This window comes from Conexibacter woesei DSM 14684, assembly GCF_000025265.1.
GTDB lineage: Bacteria > Actinomycetota > Thermoleophilia > Solirubrobacterales > Solirubrobacteraceae > Conexibacter > Conexibacter woesei.
In genome coordinates this window covers 5950516-5966060 of sequence record NC_013739.1, presented here as the reverse complement: position 1 = coordinate 5966060, position 15545 = coordinate 5950516, and the positions used below count along the sequence as shown (strand labels likewise).

The 15545-nt window shown below is 74.1% G+C and carries 15 protein-coding genes; 8 read left to right on the top strand and 7 right to left on the bottom strand.

All coding sequences use genetic code 11. From position 1 onward, the window contains the following. Positions 1–277: 277 nt before the first annotated feature. Positions 278–2563: a DEAD/DEAH box helicase gene (locus CWOE_RS27980; RefSeq protein WP_012937027.1), complete on the bottom strand. Its 2286-nt coding sequence runs from the start codon at positions 2561–2563 to the stop codon at positions 278–280. A gap of 20 nt (positions 2564–2583) precedes the next feature. Beyond that, a complete protein-coding gene (locus tag CWOE_RS27975) occupies positions 2584–3021 on the bottom strand; it encodes an Lrp/AsnC family transcriptional regulator (RefSeq protein WP_012937026.1) in 438 nt (145 codons plus the stop codon). A gap of 73 nt (positions 3022–3094) precedes the next feature. Between CWOE_RS27975 and CWOE_RS27970 the strand changes: the two genes are divergently transcribed. The 3 genes from CWOE_RS27970 to CWOE_RS27960 are packed head-to-tail and all read left to right on the top strand — an operon-like array spanning position 3095 to position 7109. Beyond that, positions 3095–5191 carry a DUF6421 family protein gene (locus CWOE_RS27970; RefSeq protein ID WP_012937025.1) on the top strand — a complete coding sequence of 699 codons (2097 nt, stop codon included), beginning with the start codon at positions 3095–3097 and terminating at the stop codon, positions 5189–5191. Continuing rightward, positions 5188–6249, top strand: coding sequence for a threonine aldolase family protein (locus CWOE_RS27965; RefSeq protein WP_012937024.1), 1062 nt, complete (start codon positions 5188–5190; stop codon positions 6247–6249). The genes CWOE_RS27970 and CWOE_RS27965 overlap by 4 nt, the downstream gene beginning before the upstream one ends. Positions 6250–6290: 41 nt before the next feature. Further along, positions 6291–7109 carry an HAD family hydrolase gene (locus CWOE_RS27960; protein ID WP_012937023.1) on the top strand — a complete coding sequence of 273 codons (819 nt, stop codon included), beginning with the start codon at positions 6291–6293 and terminating at the stop codon, positions 7107–7109. 6 nt (positions 7110–7115) lie between these two features. On the opposite strand, the gene CWOE_RS27955 is transcribed toward CWOE_RS27960, so the two are convergent. The 5 genes from CWOE_RS27955 to CWOE_RS27935 form a co-directional block, all read right to left on the bottom strand. After that, positions 7116–8258, bottom strand: a complete 1143-nt coding sequence (locus CWOE_RS27955; RefSeq protein ID WP_236262191.1) for an NAD(P)H-dependent glycerol-3-phosphate dehydrogenase — start codon at positions 8256–8258, stop codon at positions 7116–7118. 25 nt (positions 8259–8283) lie between these two features. Continuing rightward, positions 8284–8664 (bottom strand): hypothetical protein, encoded by a 381-nt coding sequence (locus tag CWOE_RS27950; RefSeq protein ID WP_012937021.1) that lies wholly within the window; start codon positions 8662–8664, stop codon positions 8284–8286. 78 nt (positions 8665–8742) lie between these two features. Continuing rightward, a complete protein-coding gene (locus CWOE_RS27945; RefSeq protein WP_012937020.1) occupies positions 8743–9591 on the bottom strand; it encodes a glycerate kinase in 849 nt (282 codons plus the stop codon). A gap of 34 nt (positions 9592–9625) precedes the next feature. Further along, complete coding sequence (locus CWOE_RS27940; protein ID WP_012937019.1) at positions 9626–10528, bottom strand: S24/S26 family peptidase; 903 nt, start codon at positions 10526–10528, stop codon at positions 9626–9628. 37 nt (positions 10529–10565) lie between these two features. Next, on the bottom strand, positions 10566–11114 hold the full coding sequence (locus tag CWOE_RS27935) for a hypothetical protein (protein ID WP_012937018.1): 549 nt from the start codon (positions 11112–11114) through the stop codon (positions 10566–10568). A 266-nt stretch (positions 11115–11380) separates the two neighbouring features. Between CWOE_RS27935 and CWOE_RS33720 the strand changes: the two genes are divergently transcribed. From CWOE_RS33720 to CWOE_RS27910, 5 genes are all read left to right on the top strand, one after another. After that, the gene (locus tag CWOE_RS33720; RefSeq protein ID WP_012937017.1) at positions 11381–11524 is read left to right on the top strand and encodes a hypothetical protein; all 144 of its coding nucleotides are present in this window, start codon (positions 11381–11383) and stop codon (positions 11522–11524) included. Between the two features lie 20 nt (positions 11525–11544). Continuing rightward, a complete protein-coding gene (locus tag CWOE_RS27925) occupies positions 11545–12399 on the top strand; it encodes a D-alanyl-D-alanine carboxypeptidase family protein (protein WP_012937016.1) in 855 nt (284 codons plus the stop codon). Between the two features lie 66 nt (positions 12400–12465). Next, positions 12466–13581: a PspC domain-containing protein gene (locus CWOE_RS27920; protein WP_012937015.1), complete on the top strand. Its 1116-nt coding sequence runs from the start codon at positions 12466–12468 to the stop codon at positions 13579–13581. Next, the gene (locus CWOE_RS27915) at positions 13578–14831 is read left to right on the top strand and encodes a sensor histidine kinase (RefSeq protein WP_012937014.1); all 1254 of its coding nucleotides are present in this window, start codon (positions 13578–13580) and stop codon (positions 14829–14831) included. The genes CWOE_RS27920 and CWOE_RS27915 overlap by 4 nt, the downstream gene beginning before the upstream one ends. Then, entirely contained in the window at positions 14828–15499 is a 672-nt protein-coding gene (locus CWOE_RS27910) for a response regulator (protein WP_012937013.1), read from the top strand. The genes CWOE_RS27915 and CWOE_RS27910 overlap by 4 nt, the downstream gene beginning before the upstream one ends. The last annotated feature ends 46 nt before the right edge of the window (positions 15500–15545 follow it).

The window sequence follows — 15545 nt, the reverse complement described above, 5'->3', positions numbered from 1 at the left end:
CACGCCCGCCGGCTGCTGCCCCGGCGCCGCGCCTCCCGATGCGGATGCCGAGGCGGTCGGAGCCGCGCCGCCGTTGATCGCGATCGCGGATGAAGGCGCGACGAGCGCGGCTCCGAGAGCCACTGCGAGGGGGAAGGCGCGAGCTGTTCGAGCCATCGACCAGACCTTCGGTCCGCGCGTTGCACCGTCGAGCGCGCTGCAGGGCCGTGCACAACTTCGGCACCGCGAAGCTGCAGTGCGCCGGCCGTCCCGCGCTCCGCTGCAACGAATCGCCCGTCTACGGCGTGTCGAGCATGCGGCGCATCAGCGCCGCCGAGCCGCCCTTCGACAGCGGCTCGTTGAGGTTGCCGCACTTCGGCGACTGGATGCACGACGGGCAGCCGTGCTTGCATCTGCACTCGGACACGAGCCGGTGCGCGTCGCGCACGAGCCGCTCGAACTTGCGGTAGCCCTGGCGCGTGATCCCGACGCCGCCGGGGTGGCCGTCGTAGATGAAGATCGTCGGCCGCCCGGTCTGCGGGTGGGCGTTTGTGGAGAGGCCGCCGATGTCCCAGCGGTCGCACATCGCCAGCAGCGGCAGCACGGCGATCTGCGAGTGCTCGGCGGCGTGCAGCGCGCCCAGCAGCCGGTCCGAGAACGCGTCCGGCCCGAGCACCGCGTCGTCCAGCTCGTACCAGAGCGCCTGCGTCGTGAACGCTGTCTCGGGCAGGTCGAGCGAGTGGAAGTCGATCGTCTCGTGGTCGACGAGCGACTTTCTCTGGTAGCCGACGACGAGGTCGGTGACGATCACGTTGCCGAACGTCAGCGTCACGCCCATCGTCTCGCGCCGCTCGATCAGGCGCTCGATCGACGTCATCGTCTCGCGCCGCGGCTGCGTGAACCAGTCGCCGTCGAACGGTGCCAGCAGCGCGCGCCGGTCGTGCAGGTCGAGCTGCTCGACCTCGTACGCGCGCCCCATGTGCAGATAGACAGCGCCGTCGTGCGCGGTGTTGAACGCGCGCGCGGCCTCCATCGTGCCGATCACCTCGCCGTTGACGGCGTCGATCATCGTGAAGATGTCGGTCGAGGCGGAGCGCAGCGGCACGCGCGCGGCGGGGAAGTCCTCCGGCGCGCGCAGCTGGAACTTCCCGCGCCGCTCGATCAGCAGCCCTTCCCCGACCAGCCGCTCGGCGTGCTCGTGCCAGTTCGGCCCGAGCACCTCCGCGTCGCCTGGCGCGAGCGGTCCCTCGTGCGCCGCGCACAGCAGGTGCGCGGCGTGGATCTGGTCGTTCTCGTGGTCGAGGATCGCCGCCTCCACCGGTCGCTCCAGGAACTCGTCCGGATGGCGGCAGAAGAACTGGTCGAGCGCGTCCTCGCCGGCGATGTAGACCGCCAGCCCGCGCCCGCGCCGGCCCGCGCGACCCCACATCTGTCTCAGCGACGCGACCGTTCCCGGGAAGGTGACGCAGATCGCGGCGTCCAGCTCGCCGATGTCGATCCCCAGCTCCAGCGCGTCGGTCGCGACGACGCCGCGCAGCTCGCCTCTCGTCAGCCGCTGCTCCAGCTCGCGGCGCTGGTAGGCGGTGTAGCCGGCGCGGTACGGCGCGATCCGGTCGACCAGATCCTCGTGACCGCCCTGGCGCAGCCGCGCGCTCGCCGACCGCATGATGATCTCGACGCCCTTGCGCGACTTCATGAAGCAGATCGTCCGCGCGCCGGCCGCGACGAGGTCGGCGAACAGGTCGGCCGCCTCGCTCAGTGCCGAGGCGCGCGCGCCGAGCGTCTCGTCCAACAGCGGCGGGTTCCACATCGCGATCCGCCGCTGCGCGGACGGCGCGCCGTCCTCGTCGACGAGCGTGATGTCGTCCAGCCCCGTCAGCCGTTCCGCCAGCTCCAGCGGGTTGGCGACCGTCGCGCTCGCGAGCAGGAAGCGCGGCTCGGTCCCGTAGGCGGCGGCGATCCGCCGCAGCCGCCGCAGGACGTTGCCGACGTGGGAGCCGAAGACCCCGCGGTAGACGTGCGCCTCGTCGACCACGACGACCGCGAGGTTGGCGAGGAAGTCGCCCCACGCGGCGTGGTTGGGGAGGATCCCGACGTGCAGCATGTCGGGGTTCGTCAGCACGACGTTCGCCGATCTGCGGATCGCTCTGCGCTCGATCTGCGGCGTGTCGCCGTCGTAGATCGCCGGCCGCAGCTTCTCCAGTCTCAGCGCCGCGAGCGCGCGCGCCTGGTCCTGCGCCAGCGCCTTCGTCGGGTACAGGTACAGCGCCCGTGCGCGCGGGTCGACGTGAAGCATCTGCAACGTCGGCAGGTTGAAGCAGAGCGACTTGCCCGACGCGGTCCCCGTCGTCACGATCATCGGGCCGTCCATCGCGGCGAACAGCGCGTCGCGCTGATGCGTGTGGAGCGCCCCGATCCCGACGCGCCCGAGCGCGGCCGTGACCTCGTGGTGCAGCTCGCGCGGCATCGGCGCCGCCCGGCCCGGCCGCGGCGGCACGAGCGACTCGTGCACGAGTCGCTCATCGGCGCGCCCGCGCGCGAGCAGCGCCTCCCAGGGCTCGACGATCTCTGGGGCGGCAGCCACGCTTCGATACTACGCGCGGACTAGCCGCGGCCGCGCGCGACCAGGCGCGAGAGCACGATCTGCGAGCGCGTCCGCACGACGCTGCCGTCGCGCTGCAGCTCCATGATCAGCCGTTCGAGGTCGCGCGCGTCGCCGACGCGGACGCGCGCGATCGCGTCGGCGTCGCCGGTGACGCTCCACGCCTCGACGACCTCGGGGTGCTCCTCCAGCCGCGCGGTCACCTCGTCCAGCAGCGTGCCGGGCGCGAAGAACAGCTCGACGAGCGCCTCGGTGCCGGCGCCGAGCGCGTCGTGGTCGAGGACCGCGGTGAAGCCCTCGATCGCGCCGCCTGTGCGCAGCCGGTCGACGCGGCGCTTGACCGACGGCGCGCTGAGCGCGACGCGGCGGCCGATGTCGCCATACGAACGACGCGCGTCTTCGACGAGCAACGCAACGATCTGCCGGTCGATCGGATCCATCCGTTCGATTGTTGCACCAACTCGACGGATTCCGCACTCGACTGGGGGGCGAACTCGTCCTACCGTGGATGTCATGCCTCAGCGCGAAGCCACCGCCCATGTCCTGTTCGACGAAGCGCACTCGGAGGCGTGGACCGTTCGCCCCGAGCTGGCCCGCGCGATCCAGCCCTCGCACCCCGAGGACTCCTCCTACGCGAAGGCCGCCGCGCTGCTGCGCGGCCACGACCTCGGCGTCGCAGCGCACGACGCGGCCGACGGGCCGCTCGACGCCGCGACGCTCGCGGACGCCGACGTGCTCGTGATCGCCCACCCCTCCGACGACGCATGGGAGCAGGTCGTGCCCGGTGGCTCGCCCCGCTTCACCGACGCCGAGCTGCACGCGGTCGAGGCGTTCGTGCGCGCCGGCGGCGGCCTGATCGTGCTCGGCGAGCAGGAGCAGGAGAAGTACGGCAACAACGTCAACGAGCTGCTCGCCCGCTTCGGGATCGAGATCGAGAACCGCACCGTCTCCGACTACGAGCACCATCGCGCCAGCCCGCACTGGATCCTCGCCGACCTGCGGCATCCGGTCGGCGGCGTCGACCTGCTGGCGCGCGTCGACGCAGCCTGCTTCTACCGCGCCACGACGCTGCACCTGGCCAACGGCGCACGCGCGCTGGCGAGCACGTCGGCGACCGCCTCGACGCCGCGCGCCCCGCTGCTCGCGGTCACCGAGCAGGGCGCTGGCCGCGTCGTCGTGCTGGGCGACTCCGACCTCTTCGGCGACGACTGCATCGACGAGCTGGACCACGCCGACCTGTGGCTCAACCTCGTCCACTGGGCCGCCGGCGGCGCCTACGGCGAGCCGCTGGCGGCGCCGCGCGCCGCGGCGGAGGCGAAGGACGACCCGCACTGGACCGCGCTCAAGCGCGAGGTCGACGCGCTACGCCTGCAGCAGCGGTCCGACGGCAGCGTCGACCTGGGCGAGCACGACCCCACCGGGCTGCGCACCCGCGTCGAGGCGATCGTCGCCGCGATCGAGCGGCTGGCGCCGCGCTTCGCGCATCAGGCCGCCTACCTGGAAGCGGTCGTCGCGGACCTGCGGGCGTGGGCCGACGGTGGCTTCGAGCAGCCCGACTTCACCGCCGCACTGGAGCAGTTCCGTCCCGACCTCCAGCGCGAGGACGGGATCCAGCACCTCGTCGTCTTCCCGATGTACAAGCAGAACGGCTCGCGCGACAAGGTCTTCGAGGCGCTGATCGTCGCCGTGCCGTGGCCCGAGTGGCTCGCCGAGCTGGAGCGCGACCGCTACGACAACGCGAAGTTCGTGCCGGTCACACTCGTCGACTACACCGCCGGGTATGACTCCGACTGCGCCGTGCTGTTCCCCGAGACCGTCTCCGTCGCCGGCAAGCCCGTCAACCACTTCGGCGGGATCTTCTGCGACCGCGAGGCGGAGCGCTTCCGCCGCACCTCGAGCGCGGCGGCGTCGGTCCTGCGGCTCAACCTGCCGCCCGACGCGGCGGCGCTGCTCGCGAGCGAGCGGCTCTCGCGCGACGCCTACGAGCTGTGGGACCTCGTCCACGACCGCACGCACAGCCACGGCGACCTGCCGTTCGACCCGTTCATGATCCGCCAGCGGATGCCGTACTGGATGTACGCGCTGGAGGAGCTGCGCTGCGACCTGACCGCGTTCAGCGAGGCGGTGACGCTGGAGCGCGAGGGCTTCGCGTTCGCCCGCCACGTGCAGTACGCGATCCTCTTCGACCGCCTCTTCCGCTTCCCGATCACCGGCCCGCGCATACGCAACTACGACGGGCTCGGCGGGCAACTGCTGTTCGGCTTCCTGCACGGAACGCGCCGACTCCACTGGACCGACAACCGCCTGACGATCGACTGGGAGCACGTCGCCGACGGCGTGCTGGAGCTGCGCGAGCAGGTCGAGACGCTCTACCGCGCCGGCATCCAGCGGACGAAGCTGCAGCACTGGGCGGCGGCGCACGACCTCGTTGCCGCGCACGTTCCCCCGGCCGCCGGCTCGCGCTGGGTTGCGGGCGCGCGCGACTTCGCCGAGACGCCGAACCCGAGACCGTACGTCGACGAGGTGCTCGACGACGAGTTCCCGCTGTCGCTCTTCTACGTCTCGCTGCAGGGCAAGCTCGCCGCCGACGCGCCCGCGGTGGCGGCGTGAGCACGTTCGCGAGCGACAACTACGCCGGCGCGCACCCGCAGGTGATGGCGGCGGTCGTCGCAGCCAACGAAGGCCACGCGCCCGCGTACGGCGCCGACCGCTGGACCGCGCGGGCGCAGGAGCTGCTGCGCGAGCAGCTCGGCTCCGAGGCGCAGGCGTTCCTCGTCTTCAACGGGACCGGCGCCAACGTGCTCGCGCTGCGCGCCGCCTGCTCTCCGTGGGGCGCGGCGATCTGCGCGCAGACCGCGCATCTGCACGTCGACGAGGGCGGCGCCCCCGAGCGCGTCGGCGGCGTCAAGCTGCTGACCGCGCCGACCGCCGACGGCAAGCTCCGTCCGGCCGACGTCGAGCGGCTCTGCGACCGCCTCGGCGACGAGCACCAGGCGCAGCCGCAGGTCGTCTCGATCGCGCAGTCGACCGAGCTGGGGACCGTCTACTCCCCGAACGAGGTCGCCGCGCTCGCGCGCACCGCCCACGACCTCGGCCTGCGCCTCCACGTCGACGGCGCGCGCCTGCCCGCGGCTGCGGCCGCGCTCGGCGTCCCGCTGCGCGCGATCACGACCGACGCCGGCGTCGACCTGCTGTCGTTCGGCGCGACGAAGGCCGGCGCGCTGGGGGCGGAGGCGGTCGTCGTGCTGCGCCCCGACGGCGGGCTTGTCGATGGCCTGCCGTACCTGCGCAAGCAGTCGCTCCAGCTCGCCTCGAAGGGCCGCTTCCTCGCCGCGCAGTTCGTCGCGCTGCTGGAGGACGGCCTGTGGGAGCGGCTCGCCTCGCACGCCAACGCGATGGCCGCGCGGCTCGCCGCCGCCGTTCGCGACACGCCCGGCCTGGAGATCACGCAGCTGGTGCAGGCGAACGCCGTCTTCGCCGCGCTGCCGCTCGCCGCCACGCGCCGCCTCCAGCAGGAGTGGCACTTCTACGACTGGGACACGCCCGGCCGCGAGCTGGCGCCCGGCACCGGCGAGGTCCGCTGGATGTGCGCGTGGGACACGACCGCAGACGAGGTCGACCGCTTCGCCGCGGCCGTCCGCGACGTGCTCGGCGCGGTCGCTGCCTGAGCACCCGACCGCCGCCGGCGCGAGCCGTCAGACTGCGGCGCATGCGCTGCCTCTACGTCGATCTCGACGGCACTCTCCTCGGGCCGGGCGCGTCGCTCCTGCGCGGCGCCGACGGCGGCTTCTCGACTGCGGGCGTGCGCGCGCTGGAGGCGTGTCACCGCGCCGACGTCGAGGTCGTCATCTACACCGGCCGCCGCGAGGCGCAGGTGAAGGAGGACGCGCGCCTGATCGGCCAGACGGCGTACATCTTCGAGGCCGGCGCGGGGCTCGTCGTCGACGGCGAGCTGGAGTGGCTGACGGGCGGCCTGCTGCCGCGCGAGGACGCGACGATCCACGACCAGATCACCGCCTCGGGCGCCCCCGCGCTGCTGTTGGAGACGTTCCCGAACGCGCTCGAGTACCACGAGCCGTGGCACGTCGACCGCGAGGTCTCGCACCTCTTCCGCGGCCTCGTCGACGCGTTCGAGGTCGACGCGCTGCTGGCCGAGAACGGGATCGAGGGGCTGCGGCTGGTCGACAACGGCACCGTCCACTCGCGTTCGGCCGCGCTCGCTGAGCTGCCGCAGGTGCGCGCCTACCACCTCGTGCCGGCTGCCGCCTCGAAGGCCGGCGCCGTCGCGCGGCACATGCAGATCCGCGGCTACGCCCCGGAGGAGTGCATCGCGGTCGGCGACTCGCGCGAGGACATGGGCGCCGCCGCCGCCGTCGGCAGCTTCTGGCTCGTCGCCAACGCGCTGGAGAAGGACCCGACGCTGCGCGAGGCGATCGGCGACCTCGCGAATGTGCGCGTCGCCACCGAGCGCCACGGCGCCGGCGTCTACGAGGCGGTCGTCACGACGCTCGCCGAGCGCCGCGGCTGAGGCGCCCTACTCCGGCGCCTCGCGCCGGTCGTGGCCGCTGCGGCGCGCCAGCCAGCCACGCATCCGCGTCGCCGCGCGGCCGATCGCGCCTCTCTGGACGGCGACGCGGTCCCCGCCGACGCGCCAGCGGGCCGGCGGCGGGACGGTCGCACGCACGAGCGCGACCCACTCGTCGAGCGGCAGCTCGCCCGCGATCAGTCTCGCGAGCGCGTCGGTGACCGGCGCCTCGATGCCGGCACCGGCAAGCGCGCGCGCCAGCAGCGGGACCGACTCCATCGCCTCGACGGCCTGTCCGATCCGCGCCGGGATCTCGGCCGCCGGCACGCCCTCGGCGAGCAGCTCGCCGGCGCGGCGGTTGCGGCTCTGCGGCGCGAGCGCGGTCGCGACCAGGTCGCCGGTGCCGGCGAGGCCGATCATCGACTCCGGCCGCGCGCCCTGGCGCTCGGCGTAGCGCCAGACCTCGCCGAAGATGTGGCCGGCGGCGGCGCCGGCCGCGTTGAGGCCCTGCGCACCGGTCGCGCCCGCCGCGAGCGCGGCGGCGTTCTTCGCCGCCCCGGCCAGCTCGACGCCGACCGGGTCGTTGGACTGCTCGCAGACGACGCCGGCGCGTATGAAGACGCTCGCGATCAGTCTCGCCAGCTCCTCGTCGGTTGCGGCGGCGACGAGCCCGGCGCCCTCGCGCACCATCTCCTGCGCGTGCGCCGGGCCGCCGACGCAGGCGATCCGCTCGGCCGAGAAGTGCCGGCGCAGCAGCACGGTCGGCGCTGTCCCGGCCGGCGGCACGAGCCCCTTCGAGAGCGACACGATCGAGGCGCGGCGTGAGAGGCCGGCCGACTCGAGCCCAGCGATCACCTGCTCCAGCCCGCGCGAGGGGACGGCGAGGAAGACGAACTCGGCGCGTCCGAGCCCGGCCGTGACTGGCTCGATCCGCAGCTCCTTCGGCAGCTCGACGCCGGGCAGGTACGTGCGGTTCTCGCGCGCCTCGCTCAGCGCCTCGGCTTGCTCGGCGGTGCGCGTCTGCAGCGTCGTGCGCATTCCGCCGCGCGCGAGCAGCACCGCGACGGCGGTCCCGAACGAGCCGGCGCCGACGACCACCGCCCGGCGCAGAGCGGGCGGAACGGGGATCTGGGGGCGCGGAAGGGGTGGCACGAGGCGGCGAGCGTAGCGCGCGCGCTCATTCCACCGCCCCCGGCTCGTCGCGCCCGGTCCCGTCGACGATCACGATCTCGCCGGCGATGACCTCGGTACGGACCCGCGGGTGGCCTCTCACGAGCAGCACCCGCGGGTCGTCGGGGTCGTAGAGGATCCGTGCGGGCTCGCCGGGCGCGAGGCCGTGCCGCGCGTAGCGGTTCATGAACTGCCGGTGGACGACGCGCAGCCGCTCGCCGCGGGGCAGCTGCACGTCGAGCGTCAGCTCGATCTCGCGCGCGGCGCCCTCGCGCGTCGCGCCGGTCGGGCGCAGCGCGACGACGGTCGCGACGCCGCCGACGCCGCGCGCCGACAGCGCGGCGGCGACCTCCCGCTCGCGGCTCGGCTTGCGGCGGAACAGACGCATCTCGCTCGCGAGCCTACCCGTCCGGCGGACGGCTCGGCCGCAGCGGCGGCGCCGCCCGGCGGACCCGCGCGCCGCAGCTCAGGCGAGCCGCGCCAGCTCGCGGCCGGCCGCCTCGATCGCGTCGAGGTCGCCCGCCTCCAGCACCGCCTGGAGGTCGAGGATGCGGCCGCCGAACGCGTCGAGCGTGCGCGAGCCGACGACGGCGAAGCAGGGGACGCCGCTCTGGCGTGCGCGGGTCGCCAGCTCGCCCGGCGCCTTGCCGGCGAGCGTCTGCAGGTCGAGCCGCCCTTCGCCGACGATCACCGCGTGCGCGGCGCGCATGCGTGCGTCGCCGTCGAGCTGGTCGAGCACGAACGACGCGCCGCTCTCCAGCCGCGCGTCGCAGGCCTCTGCGAGCGCCCCGGCGACGCCGCCGCCCGACGCGCCCCAGTTGACGCCGTGCGCGGGCGTCCGCACGTCGCACAGCACGACCAGGCGCGGCCGCAGCCCGCCGCCGGACGCGATCGCTTCGACCGCGCCCTCGCCGCCGTCGCGCGGCGCGACGTCGCCGGCGCCGACGAGCAGCACCTCCGCGCCAGTCTCGGCGGCAGCGAGCAGCAGCTCGCCGGCTGCCGCGCTGGAACCCGCCTCACCCGACCCGTCGTCGCCGAGCACCGCGGCCAGCTCGACGATCGCGGTGCCGCCGTCCTCGATCAGCGCGATCCCGACGTCGCGCTCGCCGACGCGCACGGCGGCGGCGTCGCCGCCGAGCGCGGGCAACATCACCTCGATCGTGCCGCGGCCGCCGTCGGCGAGCGGGCAGAGGTCGACCTGCCAGCCGCCCGCCTCCAGGCCGCGGCCGAGCGCGGCGGCGACCTGCGGCGCGCGCAGCGTTCCGACGAATGGCGCGGGGGCGACGAGGAGCGGTGCACCGGAGCTGGCGGACATCGGCCCGCATCCTACGTCTCACACGACGCTGGGCTCAGCTGCAGATGTATATCGACAGTATTCCGAGCGTGACGGTGACGACCGCGGGCGCCGACAGCCAGCCGGACGAGATCCGCGACTGCACTCTGTACTGGCCACCGAGCCCGATCGCGGGCAGCGCGTAGCTCAGGCCCGTCGTCGACACGGTTCTCGCGTCGGGCTGGGTTATGACGTAGTCGATCGTGTTGCCGGGCGGCGGCGTGACGGCGTTCCACACGATGTTCCCGCTCAGGATGCCGAGCCCGGAGCATCTGACGCCGGTCGGGGTCGGCACGGTGTAAGCCGAGAAGGACGAGTTCGCCTGCACGGAGGTGAGGAACGCGGCGAGCGCCGGCACGGCGGCGAAGCCGGCCCACAGCGCCGCGGCGGCGGCGAGCCCGAGCAGCGCTCGGCGACGCTCGCCGAGCGCGCTCAGGACGCCTCCCCCGGCGGGCGCCTCGACGGCGCCCGCGCCGCGGCGGCGCCGCCGGTCGACGAGCCAGGCGAGCGCGACGGTGCCTGTGAGGACGCCCAGCCAGTACTGCAGCCAGGGGTTGTCGAGCCAGCCGATCGGCTTGCCGAGCCACGGCACGACGACGACCGGGCGTTCGACGCGGCTGACGGTCAGCCCCGGGTCGGCGCGTCTGTTGCGGTCGCCGCGCAGGACGAGCGTGACGGCGCCGTCGCCGACCGGTCTGACCTGCTGGACGCGGTGCATGATCCGCCGGCCGTCGGTGCGCACGACGGCGACGACCTGGCCGGGTCTGACGGCGGTCGCCGGCTGGGTCTTGACGATCGCCACCGTCCCGATCGGCATCGACGGCGCCATCGACCCGGTCCGCACGACGACCGGCCGCGCGCCGAGCGCGATCGCGAGCACGGTCAGCGTCAGGCAGGCGGCGCCGAACGCGGCCAGCACCCAGCTGGCCGCGCGCAGCAGCGTTCTGCGACGCGGCTCACGTGGTCGCGTTGAACGTGAACGTCGCACTCGTCGTCAGGCCCTGCAGGGTGTTGGAGGCGCCCGACGGCAGCTCGACGCGGAAGCAGAGGAACTCGCTGGCGGAGGCGGCGAGCGGACGGGCGGCGATCGCGGCGCTTCCGAGGCCTGCGGCGGAGGCGTATGCGGTGTCGCTGGACGCGGTGTACGTGGTCGCGTCGCAGGTCGAGCTGGGGACGCCCCTGATGCCGATCACGAGCGCGCTCGCGAGCGGCGCGCTGCCGGTGACGGCGGTCGACATCGTGTAGTTGAAGTTGAGCGTCCCGGCGTTGCTGATTCTCAGCGGCGCGAATCTGACCGTGCCGGGGATCATGTTCGTCATCGACAACGACGTGAACGCGACGGTGCCGGTCTGGTCGTTGGCTCTGATCGTCACCGAGCCGGTGGAGAAGCTGGTCGTCACGTCGACCGAGTCCGTGAACGCGGCGTACGCGCCGAGCCACGACAGCCCGACGAGCGGTCCGATTGCAAGCAGCGCACGCACGCGGCGCGACGAGGGGACCTTCATTCCGACACCTCCCGAGTGCCTTGAAAACCTAGTAAGAGGTGGTATCGACAGGCGCCAGAAACATCTTGAAAATGGTCAGACTCTCTACGTGCAATCAGCAGGGTTGATGCACCTTTAACACGAAGATTGGCGCGACGGCGTCATCGGGCGTCGCGCGAGCCCGTGGAACGCCGCGCCGGCACGGCGCTCGACTCCGGGAGATCCCGTAGGCCGTTCCGGATGATCCCGTCTTGTCGCGAGACGCCGCGGACCGCAGACTGCTCCGCATGAAGACGGCCGCGCTGTACCGCTGCGTCGCGTGCGGCACCCGCTGGCGCTACGAGCAGATCCGCAACGTCGCGCGCTGTCGCGCCTGCGGCTGCGGGCTTGCGCTCTGCCGCGAGCCGGCACCGCCGGCGACGAAGCAATAGCCCAACCACTGGAGTCGACGATGAAGAGGTTCCGCCTGCTGGCGGCGACGGCGGCCGTGCTCGTTGCCGTCGTCGCGATCAAAGCCGTGCAGTCGGCCCCGACCGGCTACGGCGCCGTCGGCACGGCGCCGCAGAACGCGCAGCTGAAGCTGCCGCCGCACAGCGCCGCGATCGTCGCCGACGCGCGCACCGGCCGGGTCCTCTACGCCGACCGGCCGCATCGCAGGCTGCTGATCGGCAGCACCGCCAAGCTGATGACCGCGCTTGTCGCGCTCGAGCGGACGTCGCTCGAGGACTCGTTCACCGCGCCGGCGTACGCGGGCGATCCGACCGAGTCGCGCGTCGGGCTCGGCACCGATGAGCAGCTGCTCGTCGGCGACCTGCTGCGCGGCCTGCTGGTGGTCAGCGGCAACGACGCCGCGATTGCGCTGGCGGAGGGCGTCGCGGGCTCGCAGGAAGCGTTCGTCGAGCTGATGAACGAGCGCGCGCAGGAGCTGGGCATGAGCGACACGCGCTACGGCAACCCGATCGGCCTCGACGACGGCACCAGCTCCAGTGCCGCCGACCTCGTCACGCTCACGCGCGAGCTGCGCCGTCACGACGCCTTCCGCGAGATCGTCGCTTCACCGAGCGTGACGCTCTCCTCGGGCGCGGTCGCGCGCACGCTGGAGAACACCAACGACCTGCTCGGCGGTCCGCTGGCGGTCGACGGCGTCAAGACCGGCCACACGAAGGCGGCCGGCTACGTGCTCGTCGGCTCCGCCACGCGCGGCGGCCGAGCGGTGATCTCGGCCGTGCTCGGCACGCGCAGCGAGGCCGACCGCGACCGCGCGACGATGACGCTGCTGCGCCACGGCCTGCGGCGGATGCGATGACTCCGGGAGATCCCGTAGACGGTCCGGTGGGATCCCGGATGGGCGCGCACGACGCGGATCGCCACAATGACTGACGTGACGTCGGCAGATCCAGGCCACGGCGACCCGTTGCCGCAGCCGCTCCTGCGCGCCCAGAGAGGCCGCTGGCTGGCCGGCGTCTGCCGCGGCCTGGCGGATCGCTGGGGCACCCCGGTCGGCCAGGTGCGCGCGCTGTTCGCGGTCGCGGCGCTGTTCGCCGGCCTCGGCGTGCTCGCCTACGTCGCCTGCTGGCTCGTGCTGCCGGCGGAGGGCGAGCGCGACGACGGCCCGACGCTGCTGCGCGGCTTCGCCTCGCTCGCGCTGCTCGCGGCCGCCTGCGCCGGACTCGTGACGATCGCCGTCGCCGCCGGCGCGGTGACGCTGTTCGGCTTCGGCTGGGCGGTCGCGGTCGCGGTCGGCGTCCTCCTGCTCGGTGCGCTCGCCGCCTGGCCGACGGTGCGGCCGGCGTGGATCCTGCTGCCGCTCGCCGCCGCGACCGCGCCTGCCGTCGTCGTCGCGGCCAGCGGCACGTACCTGAAGCCGACGACCGGGCAGGAGATCGTCACCCCGCGGACGCCGGCAGAGCTGCCGTCCGGCGGCTACGAGGCCGGCTTCGGCGACCTGCTCGTCGACCTGCGCGGCTTCCAGGCGCCCCCGCGGGCGACCGTGCCGCTGAAGATCCGCGCCGGCGTCGGCGACACGATCGTCGCGCTGCCGCGCGACCGCTGCTTCAACCTCGACGTCCGCTACCGCATCGGCGGCGTCGCGCTGCGCGCGTTGGAGACGCTGACCGCCCGTTCCTTGGGCGGTACGAACACGCTGACGGCGTACGGCGAGTGGCAGGGCCCGTCGAGCGGCCGCTGGCTGCGCGACAGCAGCGACCCCGACGCGCCGACGCTGCAGATCGACTTCAGCTCGCTCGCCGACCAGCTCGTGATCCGCGACTACCCCGGCGGCGTCGACCCGCTCAACAACGCCTCGTGGCCCGACTCGATCGGGTTGCCGCTGCCGCCGGACGCCCGCAACTCGAACTGGACCGAGGACAACCCCGACCCGCGCGTGCAGCGCCGCTGGCGGGCGTGGCACCGGGAGTCGGAGCGCTTCGGCCGCACGCTCGATCGGCTCCAGCGCGGCGCCTGCGCGCCGGCCGAGGAGCTGCGATGAGCGGGGCCGCGATCCACCCCGCGACGGCCCCCAGCGCTCCGCGCGGCCGCTGGAGCGACCCGAGCTGGCGTGCGACGGCGTTCGCCGGCGCGACGCTGCTGGCGGCGCTCGTGCTGGCGCTGGCGGCGCGCGGCGGCGCGCTGTCGACCCGGATCGTCGCCCTCGCGCTCGCGGCCGGCGGGCTCACGCTCGTGGCCGTCGTGCTCGTGCCCGCGGCGGTGCAGCTGATGCGCGGCTCGCGCGGCCGCGTCGCGCTGCTCGTCGCCCCGCTGCTGCTGATCACGCCGCTGCTGCTGCTCGCCGTCTCGCGGCTCGACGGCAGCAGTGGCGTGACCGTGCTGGTGGTCGCTCTCGCGGCTGCGAGCAGCGGGCTGGTGCTGATCGCGGAGGACCTGCGCCGCCGCGCACGCCGCGCGGGCGCCCGCGCCGCAGACACGCCGTGGCAGCGGATGACGATGGGCGAGCGCGTCCGCTGGCTGCCGTGGAGAGCCGTCGTCGGCGGGCTGCTCGTCGGCTGGGCGACGCTGCTCGCCGTCGGCGTGATCGGCCCCTATCTCGCGTACACCGACTGGACCTGGATGGTGGTGCTCGTCGTCGCCGCGCTCGTCACGCTCGCGGTGATCGGCGTGCCGGTGCTCGTCGGCAGCGTCGCCCGCGGCGACCGCGACCGGCTCGCGCAGGCGCGCGAGGACGAGCGGCTGCGCGTCGCCGCGCACCTGCACGACTCGGTCCTGCAGACGCTCGCGCTCGTTCAGCGGCAGGCATCGGACCCGGCCGCGGTGACACGCCTCGCACGCGGACAGGAGCGCGCGCTGCGCGCCTGGATGGCGGGCGAGGCGGAGCTGGGCGCCTCGACGCTCGCGGGCGCACTGCACATGACCGCCGAGGAGGTCGAGACGGAGGAGCGCGTCGACGTCGACGTGACGGTGCTCGGCGACCGCCCGCTCGACGCGCAGGGCCACGCGCTCGTCGGCGCCGCGCGCGAGGCGCTGCGCAACGCGGCGCGGCACGCGCGCGGGACGCCGCTCGTCGTCTTCGCGGAGCTGTCGCGCGACGGCGCGGCGGTCTACGTGCGCGACGAGGGCAACGGCTTCGACCTTGACGCGGTCTCGGCGGAGCGGCGCGGCGTGCGCGACGCGATCGTCGGCCGGATGGCCGGCGTCGGCGGCGAGGCGGCGATCGACTCGGTCGCGGGCGAGGGCACCGAGGTCGCCCTGCGCTTCGGCGACGCGATCGGGAGAGCGGGATGAGCGAGCGCTCTGGCCGTCCGATCGTCGTGATCGTCGACGACCACCACCTCTTCCGCGCCGGCGTCCGCGCGGAGCTGGCGGCGGCGTGCGACGTCGTCGGCGAGGCGGCGTCGCCGGCGGAGGCGATCGCCGTGATCGGCGCCGTCTCGCCCGACGTCGTGCTGCTCGACGTGCACCTGCCCGACGGCGGCGGGCTCGCCGTGCTGGAGGCGTTCCGCGGGATCGCGGGGGCACCGGCGTTCCTGGCGCTGTCGGTCTCCGACGCGGCCGAGGACGTCGTCCCGATGGTCCGCGCCGGCGCGCGCGGCTACGTGACCAAGACGATCGACACGCCGGCACTGCTCGACGCGATCGTGAGAGTGCGCCAGGGTGAGCCGTACTTCAGCCCGCGGCTCGCGGCCTTCGTGCTGCAGGCGTTCAGCGCACCGGCGGAGGAGCAGGCCGACGACGAGCTCGACCAGCTGACGCCGCGCGAGCGCGAGGTGCTCCACCACCTCGCGCGCGGCTACGCCTACAAGCGGATCGCCGCGCGGCTGGGGATCAGCCCGCGCACCGTCGAGACGCACGTCGGCTCGGTCCTGCGCAAGCTGCAGCTCTCCTCACGCCACGAGCTGAGCCACTGGGCTGCCTCGCGCGGCCTCGTCGAGCACGACGACGACGCGAGATAGCGCGGGTTCGCCGGGGCCTGTCCCCATCGCCGGGCGCCGTTCGTCT